Origin of the sequence: Antarcticirhabdus aurantiaca, from assembly GCF_009765365.1 — a bacterium.
In the GTDB taxonomy this organism is placed as follows: Bacteria; Pseudomonadota; Alphaproteobacteria; order Rhizobiales; family Rhizobiaceae; genus Antarcticirhabdus; species Antarcticirhabdus aurantiaca.
Window position 1 is genome coordinate 287,272 of sequence record NZ_VTOM01000002.1, and the last position, 26,660, is coordinate 313,931.

25 protein-coding genes are annotated in these 26,660 nt (G+C 70.3%); 10 read left to right on the forward strand and 15 right to left on the reverse strand.

From position 1 onward, the window contains the following. Nucleotides 1-11: 11 nt before the first annotated feature. On the forward strand, nucleotides 12-251 hold the full coding sequence (locus FZN60_RS03500; RefSeq protein WP_158871129.1) for a hypothetical protein: 240 nt from the start codon (nucleotides 12-14) through the stop codon (nucleotides 249-251). On the opposite strand, the gene FZN60_RS03505 is transcribed toward FZN60_RS03500, so the two are convergent. The 5 genes from FZN60_RS03505 to betI all read right to left on the reverse strand — a co-directional run bounded on the left by FZN60_RS03505 (nucleotide 235) and on the right by betI (nucleotide 6,656). Next, nucleotides 235-1,122, reverse strand: a complete 888-nt coding sequence (locus FZN60_RS03505; protein WP_158871131.1) for a DMT family transporter — start codon at nucleotides 1,120-1,122, stop codon at nucleotides 235-237. The two genes, FZN60_RS03500 and FZN60_RS03505, sit on opposite strands and share 17 nt — an antisense overlap. Nucleotides 1,123-1,254: 132 nt before the next feature. Beyond that, the gene (locus tag FZN60_RS03510) at nucleotides 1,255-2,100 is read right to left on the reverse strand and encodes an HpcH/HpaI aldolase/citrate lyase family protein (RefSeq protein ID WP_158871133.1); all 846 of its coding nucleotides are present in this window, start codon (nucleotides 2,098-2,100) and stop codon (nucleotides 1,255-1,257) included. Between the two features lie 29 nt (nucleotides 2,101-2,129). Then, a complete protein-coding gene (locus FZN60_RS03515; protein ID WP_158871135.1) occupies nucleotides 2,130-4,316 on the reverse strand; it encodes a malate synthase G in 2,187 nt (728 codons plus the stop codon). Nucleotides 4,317-4,407: 91 nt separating this feature from the next. Continuing rightward, nucleotides 4,408-6,075, reverse strand: coding sequence for a choline dehydrogenase (betA, locus tag FZN60_RS03520; RefSeq protein WP_158871137.1), 1,668 nt, complete (start codon nucleotides 6,073-6,075; stop codon nucleotides 4,408-4,410). Further along, nucleotides 6,072-6,656, reverse strand: a complete 585-nt coding sequence (betI, locus tag FZN60_RS03525) for a transcriptional regulator BetI (RefSeq protein WP_158871139.1) — start codon at nucleotides 6,654-6,656, stop codon at nucleotides 6,072-6,074. Before betI ends, betA begins: the two co-directional genes overlap by 4 nt. A 282-nt stretch (nucleotides 6,657-6,938) precedes the next feature. On the opposite strand from betI, the gene FZN60_RS03530 reads away from it, so the two are divergent. Next, a complete protein-coding gene (locus tag FZN60_RS03530) occupies nucleotides 6,939-8,537 on the forward strand; it encodes a bifunctional metallophosphatase/5'-nucleotidase (RefSeq protein WP_158871141.1) in 1,599 nt (532 codons plus the stop codon). A 108-nt stretch (nucleotides 8,538-8,645) separates the two neighbouring features. On the opposite strand, the gene FZN60_RS03535 is transcribed toward FZN60_RS03530, so the two are convergent. Together FZN60_RS03535 and FZN60_RS03540 are read right to left on the reverse strand one after the other, a co-directional pair. Next, nucleotides 8,646-8,912 carry a GlsB/YeaQ/YmgE family stress response membrane protein gene (locus FZN60_RS03535; protein ID WP_158871143.1) on the reverse strand — a complete coding sequence of 89 codons (267 nt, stop codon included), beginning with the start codon at nucleotides 8,910-8,912 and terminating at the stop codon, nucleotides 8,646-8,648. Between the two features lie 86 nt (nucleotides 8,913-8,998). After that, complete coding sequence (locus FZN60_RS03540) at nucleotides 8,999-9,628, reverse strand: YoaK family protein (protein ID WP_158871145.1); 630 nt, start codon at nucleotides 9,626-9,628, stop codon at nucleotides 8,999-9,001. A gap of 200 nt (nucleotides 9,629-9,828) precedes the next feature. On the opposite strand from FZN60_RS03540, the gene FZN60_RS03545 reads away from it, so the two are divergent. Then, nucleotides 9,829-10,383, forward strand: coding sequence for a DUF2585 domain-containing protein (locus tag FZN60_RS03545; RefSeq protein ID WP_158871287.1), 555 nt, complete (start codon nucleotides 9,829-9,831; stop codon nucleotides 10,381-10,383). 7 nt (nucleotides 10,384-10,390) lie between these two features. Here the strand turns inward: FZN60_RS03545 and FZN60_RS03550 are convergent, their stop codons facing one another. Beyond that, nucleotides 10,391-11,623: an ROK family transcriptional regulator gene (locus FZN60_RS03550; protein ID WP_158871147.1), complete on the reverse strand. Its 1,233-nt coding sequence runs from the start codon at nucleotides 11,621-11,623 to the stop codon at nucleotides 10,391-10,393. Between the two features lie 281 nt (nucleotides 11,624-11,904). Between FZN60_RS03550 and FZN60_RS03555 the strand changes: the two genes are divergently transcribed. From FZN60_RS03555 to FZN60_RS03575, 5 genes are all read left to right on the forward strand, one after another. After that, on the forward strand, nucleotides 11,905-12,942 hold the full coding sequence (locus tag FZN60_RS03555; protein WP_158871149.1) for a sugar ABC transporter substrate-binding protein: 1,038 nt from the start codon (nucleotides 11,905-11,907) through the stop codon (nucleotides 12,940-12,942). 272 nt (nucleotides 12,943-13,214) lie between these two features. Beyond that, entirely contained in the window at nucleotides 13,215-14,312 is a 1,098-nt protein-coding gene (locus FZN60_RS03560; protein ID WP_158871151.1) for an ABC transporter permease, read from the forward strand. After that, nucleotides 14,309-15,094, forward strand: a complete 786-nt coding sequence (locus tag FZN60_RS03565) for an ATP-binding cassette domain-containing protein (RefSeq protein WP_158871153.1) — start codon at nucleotides 14,309-14,311, stop codon at nucleotides 15,092-15,094. The genes FZN60_RS03560 and FZN60_RS03565 overlap by 4 nt, the downstream gene beginning before the upstream one ends. Before the next feature lie 137 nt (nucleotides 15,095-15,231). Then, nucleotides 15,232-15,504 carry a CopG family ribbon-helix-helix protein gene (locus FZN60_RS03570; RefSeq protein ID WP_158871155.1) on the forward strand — a complete coding sequence of 91 codons (273 nt, stop codon included), beginning with the start codon at nucleotides 15,232-15,234 and terminating at the stop codon, nucleotides 15,502-15,504. Then, nucleotides 15,492-15,788 carry a type II toxin-antitoxin system RelE/ParE family toxin gene (locus FZN60_RS03575; protein ID WP_158871157.1) on the forward strand — a complete coding sequence of 99 codons (297 nt, stop codon included), beginning with the start codon at nucleotides 15,492-15,494 and terminating at the stop codon, nucleotides 15,786-15,788. The genes FZN60_RS03570 and FZN60_RS03575 overlap by 13 nt, the downstream gene beginning before the upstream one ends. Before the next feature lie 4 nt (nucleotides 15,789-15,792). Here the strand turns inward: FZN60_RS03575 and FZN60_RS03580 are convergent, their stop codons facing one another. From FZN60_RS03580 to FZN60_RS03600, 5 genes are all read right to left on the reverse strand, one after another. Beyond that, nucleotides 15,793-16,827: an ABC transporter ATP-binding protein gene (locus FZN60_RS03580; RefSeq protein ID WP_158871159.1), complete on the reverse strand. Its 1,035-nt coding sequence runs from the start codon at nucleotides 16,825-16,827 to the stop codon at nucleotides 15,793-15,795. Next, a complete protein-coding gene (locus tag FZN60_RS03585) occupies nucleotides 16,820-17,878 on the reverse strand; it encodes an ABC transporter ATP-binding protein (protein WP_158871161.1) in 1,059 nt (352 codons plus the stop codon). Before FZN60_RS03585 ends, FZN60_RS03580 begins: the two co-directional genes overlap by 8 nt. A gap of 5 nt (nucleotides 17,879-17,883) precedes the next feature. Then, nucleotides 17,884-18,804 (reverse strand): ABC transporter permease, encoded by a 921-nt coding sequence (locus tag FZN60_RS03590; RefSeq protein WP_158871163.1) that lies wholly within the window; start codon nucleotides 18,802-18,804, stop codon nucleotides 17,884-17,886. Further along, nucleotides 18,801-19,724 carry an ABC transporter permease subunit gene (locus tag FZN60_RS03595; RefSeq protein WP_158871165.1) on the reverse strand — a complete coding sequence of 308 codons (924 nt, stop codon included), beginning with the start codon at nucleotides 19,722-19,724 and terminating at the stop codon, nucleotides 18,801-18,803. Before FZN60_RS03595 ends, FZN60_RS03590 begins: the two co-directional genes overlap by 4 nt. Before the next feature lie 425 nt (nucleotides 19,725-20,149). Then, complete coding sequence (locus FZN60_RS03600) at nucleotides 20,150-21,754, reverse strand: peptide ABC transporter substrate-binding protein (protein WP_158871167.1); 1,605 nt, start codon at nucleotides 21,752-21,754, stop codon at nucleotides 20,150-20,152. A gap of 259 nt (nucleotides 21,755-22,013) precedes the next feature. Between FZN60_RS03600 and FZN60_RS03605 the strand changes: the two genes are divergently transcribed. Beyond that, nucleotides 22,014-22,748 carry a glutathione S-transferase gene (locus tag FZN60_RS03605; RefSeq protein WP_158871169.1) on the forward strand — a complete coding sequence of 245 codons (735 nt, stop codon included), beginning with the start codon at nucleotides 22,014-22,016 and terminating at the stop codon, nucleotides 22,746-22,748. Nucleotides 22,749-22,820: 72 nt separating this feature from the next. Here FZN60_RS03605 and FZN60_RS03610 read toward each other — a convergent pair whose 3' ends face one another. Then, nucleotides 22,821-23,648, reverse strand: a complete 828-nt coding sequence (locus FZN60_RS03610) for a lytic murein transglycosylase (protein WP_158871171.1) — start codon at nucleotides 23,646-23,648, stop codon at nucleotides 22,821-22,823. A gap of 317 nt (nucleotides 23,649-23,965) precedes the next feature. On the opposite strand from FZN60_RS03610, the gene purH reads away from it, so the two are divergent. Then, a complete protein-coding gene (gene purH / locus FZN60_RS03615; RefSeq protein ID WP_158871172.1) occupies nucleotides 23,966-25,582 on the forward strand; it encodes a bifunctional phosphoribosylaminoimidazolecarboxamide formyltransferase/IMP cyclohydrolase in 1,617 nt (538 codons plus the stop codon). A 7-nt stretch (nucleotides 25,583-25,589) separates the two neighbouring features. Here the strand turns inward: purH and FZN60_RS03620 are convergent, their stop codons facing one another. Then, the gene (locus FZN60_RS03620; RefSeq protein WP_158871174.1) at nucleotides 25,590-26,546 is read right to left on the reverse strand and encodes a DMT family transporter; all 957 of its coding nucleotides are present in this window, start codon (nucleotides 26,544-26,546) and stop codon (nucleotides 25,590-25,592) included. Between the last annotated feature and the right edge of the window lie 114 nt (nucleotides 26,547-26,660).

Below are 26,660 nucleotides of genomic sequence, written 5' to 3' on the forward strand. Positions count from 1 at the left end.
GGAGACGCTTCATGAGCGACGCGAAAAGCGGCGATCCCCGGCCCGACCCCGACGACGTCACCGAGGTCGACGAAACCATGGCGGGCGGGCTGCACTATCCCGACGAGACGGAAAACGGGACGAAGTCCGCTCCCCGGCGCGTCGGGCCGGAGGACGAGGCCCGCGAGGACCTGAAGGGCGACAAGAGCGCCGTTCAGGCCGTGCGGGAGAAGTTCCTGAAGAACGCCGGCACGATCAACGGGGGCGGATGACCGAGGAGCGGCGCAGGCGCGGCAGCTTGATCCGCTCGCGCGCCCAGGTCAGCATCCCCGCCGCGCAGATGACGGCGATGCCGACCAGCGCGATGCCGTCCACCGGCTCGTGGAACAGGAGGTAGCTGAACAGGAGCGCCCAGGCCATCTGGCTGTATTGCGGCATGGCGATGTGGCTGGCGGGGGCGTACTGCACCGCCAGCATGATCAGCACCTGGCCCACGACCGAGAGGAGGCCGTAGCCGAGAAGGAAGGCGAGGTCGGCCCCTGCCGGCACGCTCCAGTTCGGCAGCATCAGGACGCCGTTGAGGACGAGGGCGCCGACGAGGCCCGCGCCGAACAGCGAGATGCGCTTTTCCTGCGGCCCGGCCATGCGGAACGACACGACCGACACCGCGCCCGACAGGCCGGCGACGAGCGCGCCGAGATGGCCGACGTTCAGCTCGCGAAAGCCCGGCCGCAGCACGATCAGGACGCCGACGAAGCCGAGGACGATCGCCGACCAGCGCCAGACGCCGACCTCCTCCTTCAGGAAGACGATCGACAGGAGCGTGACGAACATCGGCATCAGGAAGATCAGCGAGAAGGCCTCGGGCATCGGCAGGTGGGTGAAGGCGAGGACGCTCGACGCCGCCGAGATGCCGGTCGACACCGCCCGCAGGGCCCAGAGATGCCAGACGGTGGAGCGCAGGACGTCGCCGTAGCGCTCGTCCGGCCGGCGGATGAAGGGCAGCGCCGAGAAGCCCATGATCGCGCCGAGGAAGGCGATCTCGAAGGTGTCGATCCGCCCGCCGATGAGCTTGATCGAGGCGTCGCTGATGGCAAAGGCGATATAGGCTAGAAAGGCCAGGAAGACGCCGTTTCGGGACATGGAAGGATTCCGGGAGGTCGCTGGGGCTCGAAGCGGCGCCACCGCTTCTTGTGCGGCGCAGCGCCGTCCTCATAGGCCCCGATCCCCGCCATGACTATGACGGCGGCGCCGCTTTTCGCGCGGGCGCGGGGGTCAGGCCTCGCCGGCGCGCGCGAGGATCCGCTCGGCGCCGGCGAGGTGCAGGCGCTCCACCATCCGGCCCTCGACCCGCAGCGCGTTGCGGGCGGCGTTCTCGGGCCGATGGAAGGCCTCCACCACGCAGCGGGCGAAGGCGACCTCGACGGGGTCCGGGGCGAAGGCGCGGTGGCAGGGCTCGATCTGGCGGGGGTGGATCAGCGTCTTGCCGTCGAAGCCGAAATCGGCGCCCTCGCGCGCTTCGGCCTCGAAGCCCGCCTCGTCCTCGATGTCGTTGAAGACGCCGTCGAGCGCGAGAAGGCCGTAGCCCCGCGCGGCGAGGACGATCTGCGTCAGCGCGCCCCAGATCGGTCGGCGCGAGGGCGACAGCCGGCAGCCCATCTCGCGGGCGAGATCGTTCGGCCCGAGAACGAGGGCGGCGAGCGGCAGGCGCTCGGCGGCGCGCGCGATCTCCCCGACGCCAAGGACGCCGCGGCAGGTCTCGATCATCGCCCAGAGCGGCCGGTTCGGCAGGTGCCGTGCCGCCGCCTCCACGTCGCCCGGCGCCTCCACCTTGGGCAGGAGAACGGCGACGTCCGGCCCGATGTCCGCAAGCGTCGCGGCGTCGGCCCCGAAATGCGCCGTGCCGGGCCCGTTGACCCGCACGACGCTCGCCCGCGCGCCGAAGCCGCCTTGCGAGAGCGCGGCGACGGCGGCTTGCCGCGCTTCGGCCTTGCGCTCCTCGGCGACGGCGTCCTCGAGGTCGAGGATGACGCCGTCGCAGGCAAGGCTTCGCGCCTTCTCGATCGCCCGCGGGTTCGAGGCCGGCATGAACAGGACGCTGCGCCGCCGGCTCGTTTCCATGCCGGTCCCCTCCCCGTCAGGCTCCCGGCTCAGCCGCGCGCGCGCTGCTCGGCCTTCTTCTCCAGGCGGCGGCGGTGGAGAACCGGCTCGGTGTAGCCGGAGGGCTGCTCGCGGCCCTCGAAGACGAGGTCGCAGGCCGCCTTGAAGGCGATGGACTCCTCGAAGCGGCCGGCCATCGCCTCGTAGGCGGGATCGCCGGCGTTCTGCGCGTCGACCTTCTCGGCCATGCGCCGCATCGCGGCCATCGCCTCCTCGCGCGTGACGACGCCCTGGTGCAGCCAGTTCGCCATGTGCTGCGAGGAGATGCGGCAGGTGGCGCGGTCCTCCATCAGGCCGACGTCGTGGATGTCCGGCACCGTCGAGCAGCCGACGCCCTGGTCGACCCAGCGCACCACGTAGCCGAGGATGCCCTGCGCGTTGTTGTCGAGCTCGGCGCGGATCTCGTCCGGCGACCAGTTGACCCCCTCGGCAAGCGGGATGGTCAGGATGTCCTCCAGCTTGCCCCGCGGCCCCCCCGCTTCGATCTCGTCCTGGCGGGCGAGGACGTCGACGCGGTGGTAGTGCGTGGCGTGCAGCGTCGCGGCGGTGGGGCTCGGCACCCAGGCGCAGTTGGCGCCGGCCTTGGGGTGGCCGATCTTCTGGGCCAGCATGTCGGCCATCTTGGCCGGCATCGCCCACATGCCCTTGCCGATCTGCGCGACGCCGCGGAAGCCGCAGGCGAGGCCGATGTCGACGTTGCGGTCCTCGTAGGCCTTGATCCAGGGCTTGTCCTTCATGGCCGCCTTGCGCACCATCGCGCCGGCTTCCATGGAGGTGTGGATCTCGTCGCCGGTGCGGTCGAGGAAGCCGGTGTTGATGAAGAAGACGCGCGCCTTGGCGGCGCGGATGCACTCCTTGAGGTTCACCGTGGTGCGGCGCTCCTCGTCCATGATGCCGACCTTCAGCGTGTTGGCCTTGAGGCCCAGCGCCGCCTCGACCCGGCCGAAGATCTCATCCGTGAAGGCGACCTCCTCGGGCCCGTGCATCTTGGGCTTGACGATGTAGACCGCGCCGGTGCGCGAGTTGCGCGAGCCCTCGGTCTTCTGGAGGTCGTGGATCGCGATGGCCGAGGTGACCATGGCGTCGAGGATGCCCTCCGGCGCCTCCGACCCGTCGGCGAGGAGCACGGCCGGGTTGGTCATGAGGTGGCCGACGTTGCGCACGAGGAGGAGGGCGCGACCGGGCAGCGTCAGGCGCGATCCGTCCGCGGCCGCGTAGTCCCGGTCCGGGTTCAGGCGCCGCGTGACGCTGCGGCCGCCCTTCTCGAAGGTGTCGGCAAGGTCGCCCTTCATCAGGCCGAGCCAGTTGCGGTAGACGGCCGTCTTGTCCTCCGCGTCGACCGCGGCGATCGAGTCCTCGCAGTCGCAGATCGCCGTGACGGCGGATTCGAGGAGGACGTCGGCGACGTGCGCCTTGTCGCCCGCCCCGATCCGGTGGCCGGCGTCGATCGCGATCTCGACGTGAAGCCCGTTGTGGCGCAGCAGCACCGCCTCGGGCGCCTCGGCGGCGCCGCGGAAGCCCGCGAAGGCGCGGGGGTCGGCGAGGCCCGTCTCGCCGCCGGCGGTCGAAACGAACAGCGCGCCGTCGCGGACCGAATAGGCCTCGACGTCGGCATGCGAGCCGCCGGCGAGCGGCGCGACCTGATCGAGGAACTCCTTGGCCCAGGCGACGACCCGGGCGCCGCGCGCCGCGTCGTAGCCGGATCCGTCTGGCGCGTCGCCGAGCGCGTCGGTGCCGTAGAGCGCGTCGTAGAGCGAGCCCCAGCGCGCGTTGGCCGCGTTCAGCGTGTAGCGCGCGTTCATCAGGGGCACGACGAGCTGGGGCCCCGGAACGGTCGCGATCTCGGGATCGACGTTCGCCGTCTCGATGGCGAAGTCGCCGCCTTCGGGAACGAGGTAGCCGATCTCGCGCAGGAGCGCCTGGTAGGCGGCCGCGTCCACCGGCTTGCCGCGGCGCTCGCGGTGCCAGGCGTCGATCTGCGCCTGGATGCGCTCGCGGGTGTCGAGGAGCGCGCGGTTCTTGGGCGCGAGGTCGGCAAAGATCGACGCGAGCCCCGCCCAGAAGGCGTCCGGCTCCACCCCCGTCCCCGGCAGCGCCTCCTCGTCGACGAAGCGCTTGAGCACGCTCGCGACCTTCAGGCCGTGAACTTCCGTGCGGTCGGTCGTGGAGGCGGTCATGGACGGACAACTCCCGGATGGTGTCTGGATGACCCGCGACTTGGGCCATCCGGGGGTCGAAAGTCAAATCGCGCGGGGGTCTCCCCGCCCGTCAGCGCTGGCGCTCCCGCCACCCTTCCGCGATCACCGGCGCGCGGTCCTCCGGCGTCAGCATGCCCCGTCCCAGGACGTGATCGGCGGCCTTCTCGCCGACCATGGTGGAAGGGCCGTTGAGATTGCCGTTGGTGACGCGCGGGAAGATCGAGGAGTCCGCGACCCGGAGCGCCTCCACGCCGATGACGCGGCACTCCGGATCGACCACGGCGTCTGGATCGTCCGCCGCGCCGATGCGCGCGGTGCCGCAAGGGTGGTAGGCGCTCTCGGCATGGGCGGCGATGAAGCCGTCGAGGTCCTCGTCGCTCTTCAGGGCGGCGCCCGGCTGGATCTCGGGGCCGCGATAGCCGTCGAAGGGCGATTGGGCGAAGATCTCGCGCGTCAGCCGGATCGCCTGGCGGAACTCGCGCCAGTCGTCGGGATGGCTCATATAGTTGAACCGGATCGAGGGGGCGGCCATCGGGTCGCTTCCCGTCAAGCGGATCTCGCCCCGCGACTTCGAGCGCATCGGGCCGACATGGGCCTGGAAGCCGTGGCCCTCCGCCGCGCCCCGCCCGTCGTAGCGGATGGCGCCCGGCAGGAAGTGGAACTGGATGTCGGGATAGTCGACGCCCACCCCCGAGCGGATGAAGCCGCCGGATTCGAAGTGGTTCGTCGCGCCGTGGCCGGTGTGGAGCATCATCCATTCGAGCCCGGCCCGGCCCTTGGAGAACAGGTTGAGATAGCCGTTGAGGGTGATCGGCTGCGTGCAGCTCTGCTGGATATAGGCTTCCAGGTGGTCCTGGAGGTTCTTGCCCACGCCCCGGCGCGGCACGAGCGCCTCGATGCCGGCGGCGGCCAGGGTTTCGGGATCGCCGATGCCCGAATGCATGAGAACGAGCGGCGAGTTGATCGCGCCGGCGCACAGGATCACCTCGCGCCGGGCCCGCACGAGGCCCGTGCGCCGGCTCCCCCGCGCGATCTCGACGCCGACGGCGCGCCCGTTCTCCAGCCGCACCCGCAGCGCGTGGGCTGACACGAGCCGGACGTTGCCGCGCTGGAGGGCGGGGCGCAGATAGGCGTTCGCCGCCGACCAGCGCCGGCCGCCGCGGATCGTCTGCTGGAGCGGCCCGAAGCCCTCCTGCGCGGCGCCGTTGTAGTCGGCGGTGACGGGATAGCCGGCCGCCGCGCCCGCCTCGATGAAGACGCGGTAGAGCGGGTTCTCCATCCGCCCCTGCTGGACGTGGAGCGGACCGTCGGTGCCGCGCCAGTCGGGGTCGCCGTTCTCCATGTCCTCCATGCGCTTGAAGTAGGGAAGGACGTCGCGGAAGGCCCAGCCGCTGGCGCCGCTCTCGGCCCAATGGTCGAAGTCGCGGGCATGGCCGCGCACGTAGACCATGCCGTTGATCGAGGAGGAGCCGCCGATCACCTTGCCGCGCGGGGTGACGAGCGCCCGCCCCCTCAAGCGCGCTTCGGGCTCGGCCTTGTAGCCCCAGTCGTAGCGCGGCATGTTCATCGGAAAGGACAGGGCGCCCGGCATCTGGATGAAGGGGCCGACGTCGGTGCCGCCCGCCTCGATCACCGCCACGTCGTGCCCGCCCGGCGCCTGCGACAGGCGATAGGCCAGCGCCGAGCCGGCCGAGCCCGAGCCCACCAGGACGTAGTCGGCCTCCGCGACGATCTTCATCGGCCGATCTCCCCGTCCACGAAGCGCATGATGCTGGCGACCGCGTCCGCGCCGTTCGGCCCGCCGTCGCTCGCCAGGGCCTGGCGCAGCCAGATGCCGTCCACCGCCGCGCCGATGCCGCGCGCCAGGGTGCGGGCGGCATCGGCGTCGCGGCAGAGCGGGCGCAGCGCCGCGACGAGGTTGGAATCGAGGCGGCGGAAATAGATCGAGAGCAGCCGCGACGCTTCCGGCGAGCGGCGGGCATGGAGATAGAAGGACAGCCAGGCGAAGACGATCTCGCGGCTGAACTGATCGGCGTCGAGGCAGCCCGACAGAACCGCGCGCAGCCGCTCGGTCGGCCCTTGCGCGTCGCGCAGGCGCGTCAGCACCGCGTCGCGCAGGACGACCAGCAGATGGCGCATCACCGCGATCATCAGGTCGTCCTTGCCGCCGAAGTAATGGTGCGCGAGGGCGGAGGACACGTTGGCGCGGCGCGCGATCGCCGCGACGGTCACTTCGAGCGAGCCCGCCTCCTCGATGGTGGCGATGGCGGCGAGGACGAGAGCGTCCCGGCGTTCGGCTTCGACCCCGCGTCGGGCCATGGGCGCGCTCCTCCTCGAGGCTTGTCGGGCGTCGAAGCATGGCGCGCCTCTCCCCTGCGCGACAAGCGGCCGGCCCTGCGGCGTATGGTGCGGCGGAGCATAGTTTGATTGATTGATCCGTCAATCAACGAACGGAGAAAGGCCGCCCTCGTCCGCGATCGCGAAGACGGGTGGTCTTCGGCGGCCGGACCGGTCTAACCTTCGCGCGGCGCGCCATAGCGGGCCGGCTCCGGCCGCGCCCGCCGCGTCGAACCTCGACGAGACAGACGACAGGACGCTTCCATGAGATCGCTTCTTCTCGCCTCCGCCGCGGCGACCGCGCTCGGCCTCGGGCTCGCCGGCCCGGCCGGGGCCTTCGACCTCACCATCCTCCACACCAACGACGTCCACGACCGCTTCGAGCCGATCAACAAGTCGTCCTCGACCTGTTCGGACAAGGAAGCGGCGGAAAAGGCCTGCTTCGGCGGCGCCGCGCGCCTCGCCACGGCCATCGACGAGGGGCGCGCGGCCGGCGGCAACGTCCTCGTGCTGGACGCGGGCGACTGGTTCCAGGGCACGCTCTTCTACACCCGCTACAAGGGCGAGGCGACGGCGGCCATGGTGGACCGCCTCGGCTACGACGCGATGGCGGTGGGCAATCACGAGTTCGACGACGGGCCGCCCGTCCTCGCCAGATTCGCGCGCGCGCTGAAGACCCCGCTCTTGTCGGCCAACATCGATCCGGCCAACGAGACGGACCTGCCCGGCGACCTGATCCTGCCCTCGACCGTGGTGGAGGTCGGCGGCGAGCGGATCGGCATCATCGGCCTGACGACGCCGGACACGCCCGACATCGCCTCCACCGGCGAGGTCGCCTTCGAGCCGCCGGCGGTGGCGGTAAAGCGCGAGATCGACGCCTTGGGCGCGCAGGGTATCAACAAGATCGTCGTCCTCAGCCATCTCGGCTACGTGCCGGACCAGAAGCTCGCCGCGGAGGTCGACGGCATCGACGTCATCGTCGGCGGCCACAGCCACACCCTTCTCGGCGACATGGAGGGGGCCGAGGGCAAGTACCCGACGCTGGTCAAGGCGCCGGACGGAACCGACGTCCCGATCGTGACGGCGCAGTCCTATTCGAAGTACCTCGGCGACCTGACGATCACCTTCGACGATGCGGGCAAGGTGACGGCCGCCTCCGGCGCGCCCCGCCTCCTCGACGCCTCCGTCGCGGAGGACCCCGAAACGCTGGCGGTGGTGGAGGAGCTCGCCAAGCCGCTGGACGAGATCCGCAACAAGGTGGTGGCGAGCATCCCGTCCCCGATCGACGGCTCGCGCGAGACCTGCCGAAAGGGCGAGTGCCAGATGGGCAACCTCGTCGCCGACGCGCTCCTGGAGCGCACGGCGCCGCAAGGCGTGACGATCGCCCTGATCAACGGCGGCGGCCTTCGCGCCTCGATCGACGCGGGCGAGGTCACGCAGGGCGAGGTGCTGACCGTTCTTCCCTTCCTCAACACGGTCGCGACCTTCCAGCTCAGCGGCCAGGGCATCCTCGACGCGCTGGAGAACGGGATGTCCCAGGTCGAAGAGGGCGGCGGCCGCTTCCCCCAGGTCGCCGGCCTCCAGGTCGACTGGAGCCATGCGCCGGAGCCGGGCAAGGGGCGGATCAAGGCGGTGCGCGTGCGCCAGGGGGACGCGTGGGTCCCGATCGACCCCGCCAAGACCTATTCCGTGGTGTCGAACGACTTCATGCGCCGCGGCGGCGACGGCTACGACGTCTTCGTCACGGCCAAGAACGCCTACGACTTCGGCCCGCCGATGGATCAGGTGGTCGCCGACTACCTCGCCTCGAAGAACGGCGCCTACACGCCCTATGTCGACGGGCGGATCACCAAGGTCGAGTGAGGCGGCACGAAAAAAGGGGGCGAGCGAGCCCCCTTTTCTTTGGCGTTGCCCGGCCGGATACCGGGCCAGAGGGCGGCGTCCGCGTCGGGCGCCGCCAGATGCTCCGGGTCAGTAGCGGGCGCGCCGCCCCGTCACCGCCCGCGAGATGGCGATCAGGATGCAGGCCCCGAGGAAGCCGGCCACGAGATAGCCGAGCCAGCCGCCGAAGCCGACGCCGATGATGCCGAACAGGAAGCTGGCGATCGCCGCGCCGATGATACCCAGAAGGATGTTCATCAGAACGCCGGTGTCCGACTTCATGAACATCGATGCGAGCCAGCCGGCGATGCCGCCGATGATGATGGCCGCGATCCAACCCACGCCTGCGTCTCCCATGCGAACTTCCTTTCGCGAGTGTGCCTTCGTTGAGGATGGAAGCTTGATCGCGGAACCGGCACGTCAAGGGGCTCGGACGGAGATCCTCAATCAAGAAGCGCGGCGACGGCGGCGAGCATCGCGGCGGCGAGCGCGGCGAACCACAGGCCCGAGAGCCCCACGATCGGATAGGCGAAGGCCCCGCCGAGCGCCCCGCAAGCCAGACCCAGCCAGAGCAGGAGATAGGGCAGGAAGGCCGCCCGCCGCCCGCCCGTCAGCGCTTCGGCCAGCCTTTGGCCGAGCTTCACCAGGGTTCCCGTCATGTAGGTGAGGCCGATCGAGACCTCGCCGTCGCGCTCGAAGACGGTGTTCTCCGCTCCCATCGCCCCGGCGGCGAGAAGCAGGCCGACATAGGCGAGGCCCGCGCTGTCGAGCCCGGCGGCACAGGCGAGGAAGCCGGATACGAGAAGCAGCGCCGCCGGACGGCGCCAGATCCCGGTCACGCGCCCGAGAAGCGAGCCGAGAACGACGCCGGACACGAAGGCGAGAAGCAGGCCGCCGGTTTCGAGGGCGACCGCCGAGGCCGCGGCCGCCTCGACCCCGATGCGCGTGGTGTTGCCGCTCATGAAGGACACGAAGCGCCCGCCCGTCGCCAGGAAGCCGATCGCGTCGACGTAGCCGGCGAGCGCCGCGAGGGACGCCGCAAGGATCCAGACGCGCCGTTTGTATCGCAGCATGACCAACAGGTTCCGGGCGGGGTGGGCTTGCGGGACGCGGCCTCCAGCCGCAGGACAGACAGACCGGCGATCCTTGTTCGAGGCTTGCCATCCCCGTTCGAAAGGCGCGTCCCCTGCTGCCCACCGCCCCCCTCGGCTCCGCCCCGCCCCAGTCGCGCCGGCGCCCCGCTTCCACACCCGTCGCGCGCGCGCGCGCCGGCATCCGGCCGGTCCACATCGTCCTCGTTCTCGGGATCGTCGCCCTCGCCGCCCTGACGCTTCTGGCCATGGGGCGCGTTCCGATCTGCGACTGCGGCACCGTCAAGCTCTGGCACGGCGAGGTGGTGAGTTCGCAGAACTCGCAGCACATCGCCGACTGGTACACGTTCTCGCACGTCATCCACGGCTTCGTGTTCTATCTCCTCGGCTGGCTCGTTCTGCGCCGCCGGAGCCTCGGGACCCGGCTCGTCGCCGCGACGCTCCTCGAGGCCGCCTGGGAGATCACCGAAAACACCGACGCCGTGATCCAGCGCTATCGCGAGGCGACGATCGCGCTCGACTACTTCGGCGACAGCGTTCTGAACTCGGTCAGCGACATCGCCTTCATGGGCGTCGGCTTCCTTCTCGCCGCGCGTCTTCCGGTCTGGGCGACGATCGCGATCGCGATCGGCTTCGAGCTCCTCACCGGCTGGCTGATCCGCGACGGCCTCGCCCTCAACGTCCTGATGCTGCTCTACCCGCTCGACGCGGTGAGGGCCTGGCAGGCGGGCGCCTGACGAGGCCTCAGCTGCGCTCGGCGTAGAGGACGCGGTGGTCGAGCAGGAACTTGGCGAAGAAGGGCAGGCTCGCCGCGCCGATCTCGCGCGCCTGCGCCCCGATCGTGCCGGGGCGCACGGCGACCGGCGACAGGCCCTGCGCGTCGATCCGCGACAGGCCCGCGCGCACCGCCTCGACGAGGCGCTCGCGCACGAAGGGCGGAAAGGCCCCGTCGATCACCGCAGCCTCGAAGTCGTAGACCGCGCAGGCCGAGGCGACGGCGTGGGCAATGCCGCGCGCCGCCTCCTCGATCCAGGCGTCGAGAAGCGTGCCGAGCCGCGTCCAATCGAAAGCCGGGTCGCGCATACCGCTCCAGGTCAGCCCCGAGGCCGCCGCCGCCGCTTCCAGGAGATGCAGCGAGGCCACGGCGATGAGCTGCTCGGCGCCGGGGCGGTCCCGGCGCGGCACCGGCATCGAGCCGAGCGCGCCGGCATTGTTGTCGCGCCCCACCACCAGCGCGTCGTCGATCACGATGCCGCCGCCGATGAACGAGCCGACGAAGAAGTAGACGAAGTCCGTTCCTTCCTCCCCCCCGAAGGCGTGCTCGGCGCCGCAGGCGGCGGTCGCGTCGTTGGCGACGTGGACGGACAGGCCCGTTCGTGCCGACAGGGCGGCCGACACGTCGAAGCCGCGCCAGCCGTCCATCGCTCCGGGCGGCGCCCCGCATTCGGCGGCCCAGTCCCAGAGCTGGAACGGCATGCCGACGCCGATGCCGGCGACGCGCTCGCGCGCTTCCGGGGGCAGGGTGTCGCTGAGGGCGTCGAGCGCCTCGGCCAGGAAGTCGCAGACGCCCTCCGGCGTCGGATAGGGCACCGGGCGGCTGCGCCGGCCGCGCACCGTGCCGACGAAGTCCATGAGCACGATGTCGAGCGAGCGCCGGCCGATCTTCAGCCCGAAGGCATAGGCGCCGTCGGGATTGAGCCGCATCGGCACGGAGGGCTGGCCGACGCGGCCGCGCCGCGGCTCGGCGCGCAGCACCAGCTTCTCGGCCTCGAGCGCCCGCATGATCACGGAAGCGGTCTGCGGCGACAGGCCGGTGCGGCGCGCGATGTCGGCCTTGGCGAGCGCCCCGTTGCGGCGGATCAGCGACAGGACGGCGCGCTCGTTGTGGGCGCGAAGGCCCGCCTGGTTGGAGCCGCGCACCTTGTCGGCGGCGCCGGACGCCTCTTCGTCCCGCCGCAGCGCCAAGCTCTCGCTCATGTCCCGTCGCACCTCCCCGTCTTCGCGCGCTTCCGACCCGTCGTCCGAGCGGAACCGGCGCGGCTCTCCCCAGCCGCGTCGCGCCACTCTAGAGCAGTCACTCGCTGTCGCCAATAATTAAATCCTGTTGATTTATATTTGACAGCGGGTGCAACCTCGTGTTTTGCTTTTTTCGTGGAGACCGGCGGGAGGCCGGCCATTCGCGGCCGGGAGGCTACCCGCGGCGTCGGCCGCCGGCGTCCCGATCGATGCCGCGACGCTTATCGTTCGGGAGGACCTTCATGACCCATTTCACGCGCGCCCTTCTCGCCTCGGCGACGCTCCTCGTCGCCGGCTCGTTCGGCGCCGTCGCTCCGGCCGCCGCCCAGGACGCGCCGCTCGTCTGCCTCATCACCAAGACCGACACGAACCCCTTCTTCGTGAAGATGAAGGAAGGCGCGCTCGCCAAGGCCCAGGAGCTCGGCGTCAACCTCCAGACCTATGCCGGCAAGATCGACGGCGACACCGAGAGCCAGGTCGCGGCCATCGAGAGCTGCATCGCCGGCGGCGCCAAGGGCATCCTGATCACCGCCTCGGACACGAAGGCGATCGTTCCTTCCGTCAAGCAGGCGCGCGACGCGGGCATCCTCGTCATCGCCCTCGACACCTCGCTGGAGCCGATCGACGCGGCCGACGCGACCTTCGCTACCAACAACTTCACCGCCGGCGAGCTGATCGGCCAGTGGGCCAAGGCCCAGCTCGGCGACGAGGCCCAGAACGCCAAGATCGCCTTCCTCGACCTCATCCCGTCGCAGCCTTCCGTCGACGTTCTGCGCGACCAGGGCTTCATGACCGGCTTCGGCATCGACGTGAAGGACAAGAACGTCATCGGCGACGAGGAGGACCCGCGCATCGTCGGCCACGACATCACCAACGGCAACGAGGAAGGCGGGCGCACCGCCATGGAGAACCTTCTCCAGCGCGACCCCTCGATCAACGTCGTCTATACGATCAACGAGCCGGCCGCCGCCGGCGCCTACGAGGCGCTGAAGGCGGTGGGCGCGGAGGGCAACGTCCTCGTCGTGTCGATCGACGGCGGCTGCCCCGGCATCGAGAACGTCAAGGCCGGCATCATCGGCGCGACCTCCATGCAGTACCCGCTGAAGATGGCCGCGCTCGGCGTCGAGGCCGTCAAGACGTTCGCCGACACCGGCGAGAAGCCGCAGGCCACCGCCGGCCTCGACTTCACCGACACGGGCGTCGACCTCGTTACCGACAAGCCGGCCGAGGGCATCAAGTCGATGACCTCGGAAGAAGCGGCCAAGGCCTGCTGGGGCTGATCCCCGGCGAGCGAACCATTCTCCGGCGGCCAACGGCCGCCGGAGAATCGGGCCAGACGAAGCACGGCCCGCGCGACCCGCTGATCTACCCCTTCGAGCGGGACATCGCGCCGATCGCCTCCCTCGCGGGGAGGCCGGACCACTGCCGCCGGTCGAGCCGGCGCATCCGGCCGCGTGCATGAGCACCGCCGCCTTGTCCGCCGAACGACACGGGCGCAGACTTCGCCCGAGCGGACGCGACCGACCAGAACGACATCCGCCGGGAGGAACCCATGAGCGAGACCACAGGCAGTCCCGCAGCCGCGCCGCCGCGGCCGCGCGGTCCATCCGACTTCGAGGCCGCCGCGGCGCGGGAAACCCGCGTCGCCGAGTTCGAGAGCCGCACCAGCGGCCTCGCCCGGCTCCAGCACTTCCTGCACGCCAATCCGACCATGGTGCCGGTGCTGGTTCTCGCCGTGTCCGTCGCGATCTTCGGCGTGCTCCTGGGGCAGCGCTTCTTCAGCCTCCAGACGCTGAACTTCATCCTCCAGCAGGTGACGATCGTCGGCATCATCGGCGTCGCCCAGACCCTCGTGATCCTCACCGCCGGCATCGACCTGTCGGTCGGCGCGATCGCGGTCCTGTCCTCCGTCGTCATGGGCCAGTTCGCGGTGCGGCTCGGCCTGCCCGTACCGCTCGCCATCGCCTGTGGCCTCGCGCTCGGCACCTTCTGCGGCTTCGTCAACGGCTACCTCGTGTCGCGCCTGAAGCTGCCGCCCTTCATCGTGACGCTCGGCACCTGGTCGATCTTCCTCGCGGCCAACTTCATCTATTCGGCCAACGAGACGATCCGCGCCACCGAGCTCGCCGAGAGCGCGCCGCTGCTCCAGTTCTTCGGACAGACCTTCCGCATCTTCGGCGCCACCTTCTCCTACGGCGCCGTGTTCATGGTGCTCCTGGTGCTCCTGGTCTTCTACATCCTCAACAACACGGCCTGGGGCCGGCACGTCTACGCCATCGGCGACGACCAGGACGCCGCGCGCCTGTCGGGCATCAGCGTCTCGCGCACCCTCATCTCCGTCTACGCCGCCTCGGGGCTGATCTGCGCGCTGGCGGGCTGGGCGCTCATCGGGCGCATCGGCTCGGTCTCGCCGACCTCCGGCCAGGAGGCCAACATCCAGTCGATCACCGCGGTGGTCATCGGCGGCACTTCGCTCTTCGGCGGGCGCGGCTCGGTCTTCGGCACGCTCATCGGCGCGCTCATCGTCGGCGTCTTCGCCATGGGCCTGCGCATCTGGGGCACCGACCCGCAATGGACGCAGCTCACCGTCGGCGCGCTGATCATCCTCTCGGTGGCGGCGGACCAGTGGATCAGAAAGGTCTCGGCATGACCCAGGAACCCGTCCTCTTCGCCCGCGGCCTCAACAAGCGCTACGGCAAGGTCGTCGCGATCGACAATTCCGACTTCGACCTCTACCCCGGCGAGATCCTCGCCGTGATCGGCGACAACGGCGCCGGCAAGTCGACCCTGATCAAGGCGGTCTCCGGCGCGGTGGTGCCGGATTCGGGCGAGATCCGGCTCGACGGCAAGCCCGTGCAGTTCCCCAACCCGCAATCGGCGCGCGACGCCGGCATCGAGACGGTCTACCAGCAGCTCGCGCTGTCGCCCGCCCTCTCGATCGCCGACAACATGTTTCTCGGCCGCGAGATCCGCCGCGAGGGCTTCGCCGGCCAGTACCTGCGCATGCTCGACAAGCCGAAGATGCGCTCGGTCGCCCGGGAGAAGCTGAACGAGCTCGGCCTCATGACCATCCAGAACATCGACCAGCCGGTCGAGACGCTGTCGGGCGGCCAGCGCCAGGGCGTGGCGGTGGCGCGCGCCGCCGCCTTCGGCTCGAAGGTGCTGATCCTGGACGAGCCGACCGCCGCGCTCGGCGTGAAGGAGTCGCGAAAGGTTCTCGACCTGATCCTGGAGGTGCGCTCGCGCGGTCTCCCGATCGTGCTCATCTCCCACAACATGCCGCACGTCTTCGAGATCGCCGACCGCATCCACGTCCACCGCCTCGGCCGCCGCCTCTGCGTCATCGACCCCAAGGCCGCGACCATGTCCGACGCCGTCGCGCTGATGACGGGCGCCAAGGCGCCGGAAGCCTCGATGCTCGCGGCGGCCTGAGAGGCGCGGCAGCGCGACGACGTCCGACGGCCCCGGCGGCGACGCCGGGGCCGTTCGCGTTCGGGCTCTTGCTTGATCGCCCGACCGGCTGCGCTGTATCGTTTCCTTGGCTCCATCATCGAAGGATCATGCCGACCATGGCGGCATCGGTGACGATCGACGACGCCCTGGAAGCCAGGGTTCGGCAGTTGGCGAAACGGCATCGCCGCTCGGAAGAAGGCCTGATGCGCGAGGCGATCGAGGATTTCGTTCGCCGCGGCGAAGCGCGCGACGATTTCTTGCGCGAAGCGCGAGAGGCGGAAGCGGAGTTCCGGGCGACCGGTCACCACCTCACCGGCGAGGACGTCGACCGCTGGCTCTCCGGCTGGGGTACCGAGGAGGAAACGGATCCGCCGGCTTGCCACGGCTGATCGTCACGTCGCGCGCGGCGGCCGGCCTCGACCGCTGCCGACGCTTCCTGAACGCGCGGGACGCCCAGGCGAGCCGGCGGGCTTCCGACGTGATCCGACGTCAGTTCCGACTCCTGTCCGACGCGCCCGAGATCGGCCGCCCGGTGCCGGACGATCTCCCCGGCCTTCGCGAACTTCCGATCCACTTCGGCGCATCGGGCTACGTCGCCCTCTACACCTACGATCGGCTACTCGACGCCGTGATTATCCTCGCCTTCCGCCACATGAAGGAAGCCGGATACTGAGCGCTCACGCCGCGCTCCTCTCCCCTGCCGCCGCCACAGCATCCAGCCGGCGCCGCGCTTCCTCGCCGGCGAAGTGGCACGCGCCGGCGTGGCCGGGCGCCACCTCCGCCAGCGGGGGCGGCACCTTGGCGCAGATGTCTTCCGCGATCGGGCAGCGGGTGCGGAAGGCGCAGCCGGAGGGGGGGTTGATCGGCGAGGGCGGATCGCCCGCCAGCATGACCCGGCGCCGGCTCCGCGAGGCGGCGGGGTCCGGCACCGGCGCGGCGGACAGGAGCGCGCGCGTGTAAGGATGCGCCGGGCGCTCGAAGACGTCGCGCCGGGGCCCCGTCTCCACCACGCGCCCGAGATAAAGGACGAGGATGCGGTCGGAAACGAGCCGCACCACCGACAGGTCGTGGCTGATGAAGAGCAACGTCAGCCCGCGGCGCGTCTTCAGGTCGTCGAGGAGCGCGACGATCTGCGCCTGGATCGACACGTCGAGCGCCGAGACCGGCTCGTCGCAGACGATGAGCTTGGGCTCGGTGACCACCGCCCGGGCGATGCCGATGCGCTGCGCCTGGCCGCCGGAGAACTCGTGCGGGTAGCGGTTGATCATGTCCGGCACCAGCCCGACCTCGGCCATGACACGCTCGACGCGGGCGCGCCGGTCCTTTTTCGACAGGTCCGGCTCGGCGACGCGCAGGGGCTCGGCGATGATGTCGCCGACCGTCATGCGCGGGTTCAGCGAGGCGATCGGGTCCTGGAAGATGATCGACAGGTCCCGCCGGGCGCGCCGCATCTCGGCGGGCGAGAAGGCGGCGAGGTCGCGGCCCTGCCAGAGAACCTGGCCGGCCGTCGGCTCGACCAGGCGCAGGATCGAGCGGCCGAGGGTCGACTTGCCGCAGCCGGACTCGCCGACGATGCCGAGCGTCTCGCCCGCGCCCAGATCGAAGGACACGTCGCTCACCGCCTTGAGCGCGAGGGGCGCCGCGAAGAGCCCGGGCTGGCGCACCGAGAAGGTGGTGGACAGGTTGCGCACGGAAAGGATCGGCTCAGCCATGGAGAACGGCCTCCGGGGTCGGAGCGGCGGCGGCGCTGCCGGCGCGCGCCGCCGCGAAGGGGTGCCAGCACGCGACGCGGCGGCCGGCATCGATGGCATGCCCCTCCCGCGCGACGGGCTCAAGCGGCGGGCGCTCGGCGACGCAGCGCTCGTCGGCGAAGCGGCAGCGCGGGTGGAAGGGACAGCCCGAAGGCGGATGGATGAGGTTGGGCGGCCGGCCGGGGATGGCCTCGACGCTTCCCCCGTCGCGGTCGATGCGCGGGATCGAGGCGAGGAGGGCGGCGGCGTAGGGGTGCGCCGGCGCGTCGAAGAGCGCGTCGACGCCGGCCTCCTCGACGATCCGCCCCGCATACATCACCGCCACGCGGTCCGCGACGCCGGCCACCACGCCGAGATCGTGGGTTATCAGGACGAGCGCGGTCCGCATCTCCTGCCCGAGCTCGCGAAACAGCTCCAGGATCTGCGCCTGGATGGTGACGTCGAGCGCCGTGGTCGGCTCGTCGGCGACGATGAGCTTGGGCCGGCACAAAAGCGCCATCGCGATCACGACGCGCTGGCGCATGCCGCCCGAGAGCTCGTGCGGATACTGGTTCATCCGCCGCTCGGCCTCGGGAATGCCGACGCGCTTCAGCATGGCTAGGCTCTTCGCCTCCGCCTCGCGCCGCGACAGGCCCTGGTGCACTTCAAGCGTTTCGGAGAGCTGGCGCTTGATCTTCAGCGCCGGGTTCAGCGCCGTCATCGGGTCCTGGAACACCATGGCCATGTCCCGCCCGCGCACCGCGTCGAGGGCCTTGGGCGAAAGCGCCAGGAGGTCGGCCCCGGCGAGCCGCGCCTGGCCTTCGGTGCGCCCGTTGCGGGCGAGCAGCCCGAACATGCCGTTGAAGCACTGCGACTTGCCCGAGCCCGACTCCCCGACGATCGCCAGCGTTTCGCCCTCGGCAAGGGTGAGGTCGAGCCCGCTCACCGCCTGCACCTCGCCGTCCGGCGTGGCGAAGCGGATGGAGTAGCCCGTGAGTTCGAGGAGGGGGGCGGAGGAGGAAGCGGACGTCATGGATGTCACCGATCCTTCGGGTCGAAGGCGTCGCGCAGGCCGTCGCCGATGAAGGCAAGCGACAGGAGGAGCGCGACGAGCGTGGCGCCGGGGAAGAGAAGGAGCCAGGGCATGACCTCGAGAACGTCGGCGCCTTCGGAGATGAGGGTGCCGAGCGAGGTCAGCGGCTCCTGCACGCCGAAGCCGAGATAGGACAGGAAGCTCTCCGTCACGATGATCTCGGGGATGGTCAGCGAGGCGAAGATCACCACCGGGCCGACGAGGTTCGGCACGATGTGGCGCAGGATGATCGGAAAGGTCGAGACGCCGCTCGCCCGCGCCGCCTCGACGAATTCGCGCTCCTTCAGGGACAGCGTCTGGCCGCGCACGATACGCGCCATGGTCAGCCATTCCAGGAGCCCGATCGCGGCGAAGAGGAGGTAGACGTTGCGTCCGAAGATCACCATCAGGAGGATGACGAAGAGGATGTAGGGAAGCGCGTACATCACGTCGACGAAGCGCATCATCGCCGCATCGACGCGCCCCCCGACGAAGCCCGACACAGCGCCGTAAAGGACGCCGACCACCACCGAGACGGTTGTCGCGATGAGGGCGACGAGCAGCGAGACCTGCGTGCCGTAGAGCGTTCGCGCCAGGAGGTCGCGCCCGTTCTGGTCGGTGCCGAAATAGTGCCCGCTCTCGACCGAGGGCGGGGCGGAGAAGGCTGCCCAGTCCGGCGTCTCGTAGTCGTAGGGAAGGAACGGTGGCAGGATCAGCGCCGTGCCCACGATCAGAACGAAGACGACGAGCGAGACCACCGCCGCCTTGTTGGAGAACAGGCGGCGCATCGCGTCGCGCGTCAGCGAGCGCGGCTTGCCCTGGACGGCATCCGCCTCGTGTTTCGCGAAGGGCTCCAGCGCCTCGCGCTTGTCGACGTAGAGGGTCATCGCGCGCGCACCCTCGGATCGAGAAGGGCGTAGGCGAGGTCGACGAGGAGGTTCAGGAGGACGATGAGGAGCATGTAGAAGACGACCGTGCCCAGCACCATGCCGTAGTCGCGGTTGAGCGCGGCCTGGATGAAGTAGCGACCGATGCCGGGAATGCCGAAGATCTCCTCCACCACGATGGAGCCGGTGAGGAGGTAGCCGGCGGCGGGGCCGAGATAGGACACGACGGGGGTGAGCGCGGGCTTGAGCGCATGGCGCAGGACCGTGCGGCGCGCGCCGATGCCCTTGGCCCGCGCGGTCTTGATGAAGTTCGAGTTCAGGACCTCGATCATCGATCCCCGCATCAGGCGCGAGATGCGCGCGGCGTGCGGGAAGGCGAGCACGAAGACCGGCAGCACCAGGAAGGGCCAGGATCCGTCGCCCCAGCCGCCCACCGGCAGCCAGGCGAGCTGCACGCCGAAGACCAGCTGCAGGATCGGCGCGACGAGGAAGTTCGGCACCACGAGGCCGATCATCAGGGCGGCGGCGATGACGTAGTCGAGCCCTTTGTTCTGGTAGAGCGCGCCGTAGATGCCCGCCGCGACGCCGATCACGACGGCGAGCAGGAAGGCGAGTCCGCCGACGGTCAGCGTATAGGGCAGGCCGATCGCGATCTGCTCGCCGACCGTATAGTCCTTCGTCACGAAGGAGGGCCCGAGGTCGCCCTGCAGCAGCCGCCAGAGGTAGTTGAGGTACTGCTGGTAGAGCGGCAGGTCGAGCTCGTAATGCGCCCGAAGGTTCGCGAGGATGTCGGGCGGCAGTGCCCGCTCCTGGTCGAAGGGGCCGCCCGGCGCGAGGCGCAGGATGAAGAAGCAGGCGGTGACGGCGATCAGAACGACGGGGATCGCGGTCAAAAGCCTGCGGAAGGCGAAACCGAGCAAGGCGGCCTCCGCGATGTTGGGCCGGGTCCGTGCCCGGCTATGGAATGGTTTTAGGAAGGCAAGCGGGAGAAGCGAGGGGGCCGGATACGTCGCGACGGGTTTGAACGCGGCGCCCGCCCCTTTCCCGTTTCGGGGAAGGGTGGCTGCGATGCGGAGGCTGTGCTGCCGGGTGGAGGGTCTCGTAGGGCGCTTCGGGGTCCGCGGATGACGGGTGCCGGCGGTCCAACCGCGAACTGCCGCAAACGCCGGAGCCCTGTGGACACCCTCATCCGCCCCTTCGGGGCACCTTCTCCCGGAACGGGAGAAGGGGGCGCGGTGGACGCGTCGCGGCCTTCAAGCCCTCATCCGCCTGCCGGCACCTTCTCCCCGCGGGGGAGAAGGGGGGAAGCGGCGATCCCGCGCCTCCCCCATCCGACGGCGCCGCCTCACTCCGCCTTGGTCAGCCAGCGCGTGCGGTGGATGTCCTTCACGTTGTCCTCGAAGCCGGTGATCTTCGGGGACACGACGTTTCGCGTGGCGTAGTAGTAGATCGGGATCGCCGCCGAGTCGTCGAGCGCGATCTGCTCCGCTGATTTGAGGATCTTCGCCCGTTCCACCAAGTCCTGCGTCGTCTGGGACTGGGCCAGGAGCTTGTCGAACTCGGCGTTGGTCCAGCGGCCGTAGTTCATCTCGATGCCGCCCTTGAGGAGGTCGAGGAAGTTGATCGGGTCGTCGTAGTCGGCGAGCCAGCCGGCACGGGCGACGGCGAAGTCGCCCTCGCGAAGGTCGGCGTAGTGGACCTTCACCTCGGCATTGACGAGCTCGACGTTGACGCCGAGCGGCTTCCACATCGCGGCGATCGCGACCGCGACGCGCCGGTGGTTGTCCTCGGTGTTGTAGCGCAAGACGAGGTTCAGCGGCTTGTCCGGCCCGTAACCTTCCGCGGCGAGCAGCGCCTTCGCCTCTTCCAGCTTCTGCGGATAGGGTTCGTCTTTCCAGGCGACCGTGGCGGGGCCGCCCTCGTAGTTGGCGATGCCCGGCGGCACCCAGCTATAGGCCGGCAGCTCGCCGGTGCCGAGCACCTGCGGGCCGATCACCTCGCGGTTCACGGCCATGGACAGGGCCTTGCGCACATTGGCGTTGTCGAGCGGCGGCTTGGTGGAATTAAGGACGTAGTAGTAGAGGCCGGCGAAGGGCGTGACATGCGCCTGGCCGGGGAGGTTCTCCTCGATCCACTTCAGCTGGTCGGTCGGGAAGCTCGTCAGGATGTCGAACTCGCCGGCGCGGTAGCGCCGGAGCGCCGCGGCCTGGTCCTCCAGCGTGAAGAAGCGCGTGCCATCGATCTTGAGGTTCGCCGTGTCGTACCATTCCGGGTTCTTCTCGGTCTGGACGTGGCTGCCCGGCACCCATTCCGTCGGGCGATAGGGCCCGTTGGTGACGATGTTCTCCACGCGCACCCAGGCGTCGCCCTTGGCCTCCACCACGTGGCGCGGCACGGGATAGGCGGTGTAGTGGGTCAGCGCGCCGATAAAGAAGGGCGTCGGGTTCTCGAGCGTGATCTCGAGCGTCCTGTCGTCGACGGCCTTCACGCCGAGCTGGTTCGGATCGGTGATCTTGCCGGTGTTGATCGCTTCGGCGTTCTTGATCGGGTACTGGAGATAGGCGTACTGCGCCGCCGTCTTCGGGTCCATCAGCCGTTTGAAGGCGAATTCGAAGTCGCCCGCCGTTACCGGCTGGCCGTCCGACCACTTCACGCCCTCGCGCAGCTTGAAGGTGTAGACGAGGCCGTCCGGCGAGACCGTCCAGCTCTCGGCCATGCCGGGGATCGGCTGGGCCTGCGCGTCCTCCGCCACCAGCCCCTCGAACATGTCGCCGACGACGCGGTTCTCCCAGTCGCCCGAGAGCTTGTGCGGGTCGAGCGAGGTGACGTCGCCGCCGTTGTGGAGGTTCAGCTGGGCGGCGGACACGGCGCCCGTCAGCGCCAGGACGGTGGAAACGGCAAGCGCGCCGAGAAGGCGGCGGGGCGTGAAGGAGCGGACGTGAGCTGTCATGAACGACCTCGCGAAACGGTTCGTGATCATCCCGGGATGATCATTGAACGGTTATCCTTTTTGGAAAATCCCGTCCTGTCCAGGCCTTGCGAGCAAAATTGACGTAATGGGAAGAGAAACCTAACGTCGCACTTAGCACATAGGACCGCCTCTCGGCTGTCCCGGAACCCTCGCGCCGTCACCGGGTTTGCGCCGGAGCTTCCCGCCCGGAACGGCGCCGGCGCGCCGCCTCCGGGCCGCTCCAGAAGGTGATCCGCCGATGCCCTATGACCTCTACTACTGGCCCGGCCTGCCCGGCCGCGGCGAGTTCGCCCGCCTCGTCCTCGAAGCCGCCGGCGTGCCCTATCGCGACGTCGCCCGCCTGCCCGAGGCCGAGGGTGGCGGAGTCGCGGCGATGCAGGCCTTCATGGTAGGACGCGGCCATGACGGACCGCTGCCCTTCGCGCCGCCCTTTCTTGTGGAGGGCGAGCTCGTGGTCTCGCAGAGCGCCGTGATCGCGGCCTTTCTCGGCGAGCACCACGGCCTCGCGCCGGAGGCGGAAGCCGAGCGGATTTTTGCGCGCTCGATCGCCGTCACCACCGCCGACCTCGTGGCGGAAGCGCACGACGTCCACCACCCCGTCGGCGTCGGCCTTTATTACGAGGATCAGAAGCCGGAGGCGACGCGCCGGGCCGCGGAGTTCCGCGAAAGCCGCATGCCGAAGTTCCTCGGCTGGTACGAGGCGCTGATCGCGCGCAATCCGCACGACTCCGGAACTCTTGTGGGGCCGGACATCACCTATGCGGATCTCGGCCTTTATCAGGTGCTGCGCGGCCTCGCCTACGCCTTCCCGAAACGCATGGAGACGCTGCGCCCGGACTATCCCCTCGCCCATGCCCTGGCGGACAAAGTCGACGCTCTTCCCCGCATCGCGGCCTATCGCGCCAGCGACCGGGCGACCGGCTTCAACGAGAACGGCATCTTCCGCCACTATCCCGAGCTCGACGCCGCCTGAAACGCGACAAGGGCGCCCCGGTCCTCCCGGAGCGCCCTTGTCGATCGTGTCACACGTGAAACGCTTGGGAACTCAGCTCGCGAGCTTCGAGGCGAAGAGGGCAAGCGCGCGCTGGTAGACCTGGGCGCGGTTCCAGTCGCGCAGGATCGCGAAGTTCGGCTCGCCTTCCATGTAGCCCGCGCCCGGCTGCCAGCCATGCTGACGCAGGAAGTTGGCGGTGGAGGCGAGGACGTCCGCCTTGGAGCGGATGAGGTCGCGTCGGCCGTCGCCGTCGCCGTCCACCGCGTATTTCAGGTAGTTCGTGGCGAGGAACTGCGTCTGGCCGATCTCGCCGGCCCAGGCGCCGACCATCTGGTCCGGGCTCTTGTCGCCGCGCTGGACGATGGCGAGCGCCGCCAGCAATTCGGCGGTGAAGAAGTCCGAGCGGCGGCAGTCATAGGCGAGCGTCGCCAGCGAGCGCATGACGCTCATGTCGCCGGAATTCGCGCCGAAGCCCGTCTCCATGCCCCAGATCGCGACGAGGATTTCCTTCGGCACGCCGTAGCGCTGCTCGACATTGTTGAGGAGCGAGGCGTTGTCGCGCATGATCCGCTTGCCCTTCGTCACGAAGGACGGGGGCGCGCGGCGGGCCATGAAGTCGTCCAGCGAGAGGCGGAAGCTCTTCTGGTTGCGGTCGAGGCTGATGACCTTCGGATTGTAGGTGACGGAGCCGAGCGAGGCCTGGAGGGTGCGCTGCGAGATGCCGTTGGCCTGGGCGCGCTGGGCGAATTCCTGCTTCCAGGCGTTGAAACCGGAGGCGTCGTTGCCGCAGCTCTGGGCGAGAGCCGGCGCGGCGGACAGGCCCGCGACGAGCGCGACGGCACCGGCCATGCGCTTGAGGGTGCGGGAAAGGTTCAGCATCGTCATCCTTCCTGTGGGGTCGGCAAGGCGGGGGCCTGGCTCGCGCGCGGCCGCGCCGCCCGCGGAACTTGTGGGCAATGGCTTGCAATTCCCCTAACGCAAGCATCCGGACTTGCGTAGTGCAGGAAGGCGACACCCTCGTGGCGCCGCGGAACGCCGGCAATGACGATGCGGTGATTGGGCGGCGCCGGACCTGCGAGACCGAGCCCCGCCCGCCGCATCCGCGCCGGCCCGCCCCCGCGTTGCCATTGTCCCGCGCCGCGGCATAGAAGGGGCGAACCCTCATCGATCCGCCCAGACACGAGGCGCAGAACGCCATGGCCGTCGCAGCCAACGCCACTCCCGCTCCCGACGCCGTGCCGGTCCGCCGCGCGCTGATCTCCGTCTTCGACAAGACCGGCCTCGTGGACCTCGCCCGGGCCCTCGCCGACCGCGGCGTCCAGATCCTCTCCACCGGCGGCTCCGCGCGCGCCCTGTCGGAGGCCGGGGTCGCCGTCACCGACGTCTCCGCCGTCACCAAGTTTCCGGAGATCATGGACGGACGCGTGAAGACGCTCCATCCCGTGGTCCACGGCGGCCTCCTCGCCATCCGCGACGATCCCGCCCACGCGGCCGCCATGGCCGAGCACGGGATCGAGGGCATCGACCTCCTGGTGGTCAACCTCTACCCCTTCGAGGAGGTGGTGGCCTCCGGCGCCGACGCGGCCTCGATCGTCGAGAACATCGATATCGGCGGCCCGGCCATGACGCGGGCGGGCGCCAAGAACCACGCCTATACCTGCGTCCTCACCGACCCCGCCGACTACGCCGCCTTCGTCGCCGCGCTGGGCGCCTCGGGCGGCCAGACCAGCCTCGACTTCCGCCGGCGCATGGCGGCCAAGGCCTTCGCCCGCACCGCCGCCTACGACGCGGCGGTCTCCGGCTGGTTCGCCGCGAGCCTCGGCGAGGCCTTTCCGAGCCGCGCCACGCTGACGGGAACCCTCGCCCAGCCCCTTCGCTACGGCGAGAACCCGCACCAGAGCGCCGCCTTCTACCGCACGGCCGAGACGCGGCCCGGCGTGTCCACCGCCCGCCAGCTCCAGGGCAAGGCGCTGTCTTTCAACAACATCAACGACACCGACGCGGCCTACGAATGCGTCGCCGAGTTCGACGCGAACGAGGCGCCGGCCGTCGTCATCGTCAAGCACGCCAACCCCTGCGGCGCGGCGGTGGGCACGAGCCTTCTCGACGCCTACGAGAAGGCGCTCGCCTGCGACCCCGTCTCGGCCTTCGGCGGCATCGTGGCGCTCAACCGCCGGCTCGACCGGGCGGCGGCGGAAGCCATTGCCGGCATCTTCACCGAGGTCGTCATCGCGCCGGACGCCGACGAGGACGCGGTCGCCGTCTTCGCGGCCAAGCCGAACCTGCGCCTGCTGCTCGCCGGCAGCCTGCCGGACCCGCGCGCGCCCGGCACGACGCTGCGCACCGTCGCCGGCGGCTTCCTTCTTCAGGACCGCGACAACGGCCGGATCGAGCGGGCGGACCTCACCGTCGCGACGAAGCGGGCGCCGAGCGAGCGCGAACTGTCCGATCTCCTCTTCGCCTTCCGCCTCGCCAAGCACGTGAAGTCCAACGCCATCGTCTACGCCCGCGACGGCGCCAGCGTCGGCATCGGCGCCGGGCAGATGAGCCGCGTCGACTCCTCGCGCATCGCCGCGCGCAAGGCCGAGGACGCCGCGGCGAGCGCGGGCCGCGCCGAGCCGCTGACGGTGGGCTCGGTGGTGGCGAGCGACGCCTTCTTCCCCTTCGCCGACGGGCTCCTCGCGGCGGTCGCGGCGGGTGCCACCGCCGTGATCCAGCCCGGCGGCTCGATGCGCGACGCCGAGGTGATCAAGGCCGCCGACGAGGCGGGCATCGCCATGGTGCTGACGGGCATGCGCCACTTCCGCCACTGAGAGACTGTCAGGCTCGGGCAGCCGGGCGCGGTGCCGGCAGAAGCACGAGAAGAAGGCCGGCCGATACGAGGCCGGCGCCCATCAGCGCCTCCGGCCCCGGCCGCTCGCCGAGAAGGGCCACGGCCGCCAGCGTTCCGAACACGCCTTCCGCGGAGACGAGGATGGCGGCCGAGGGCGCGGACACGTGGCGCTGCGCCACCGTTTGAAGCGTGAAGGCGGCGCCCGTCGCGAGCAGCCCGAGCGTCAGGAGATCCGGCAGGGCGGCGCTCAGCGCCGCGCCGCTCGGCGCCTCCAGCCAGATCGCCGCCGGCGCGGTGGCGAGCGCGGCGAAGCCGAACTGCGCCGCCGCCGCGCGGAAGGGCCGGCCCGGATGGGCCGTGCAGTGCCGCTTCAGCGCCACGACCCAGCCGCCGAAGAGCATGGCCGAGAGAAGCGTTGCGAGATCGCCCGGGGTCGTGCGCGCGAACCCGCCCGTCGCCCCGCACATCAGCGCCCCGCCCAAGAGCGAGGCGAGGATGGCGAGCCCGAGCCGCCGCCCCGGAGCCTCCCGGAACAGGAGCCAGCCGATCAGCGCCGCGACGAGCGAGTCGAAGGTGACGAGGAAGCTCGCATTGGTGACGCTGGCGCTGGCATAGGCCGCCTGCTGGACGAGCACCGCCAGGGTGAAGAGCAGCCCGACGAGCGACAGGCTGGCGACCTCGCCCCGCGCCGGCGGCGGCACCGACTTCGCGCGAACCGATCCGTGCTCGGCCAGCGCCATCGGCAGAACGGCGAGGAAGCCGAGAACGGTGCGCAGCGACACCGCGGCGAAGGGGCCGACATGGAGCAGCACCGTCTTCTGCGCGACGTTGCCGTAGCCCCAGAGCAGCGAGGCGAGAACGAGAAGGCCGCAGGCGACGAGCCTTTGTCGGTCGAGGACGGATCGCGCGGCCGCTCCGGCGGGCGCGGCGATGCTGTCGGACATGAGGCGACCCTCCCCGTCGCGCCTCCCCATTCACACGCGGGCGAGGCGGCGCGCCGGACCGGAGGCGCCGCTACATTACGCTAGGGAAGATCGCCGCGCTCCCGCCAAACGAAG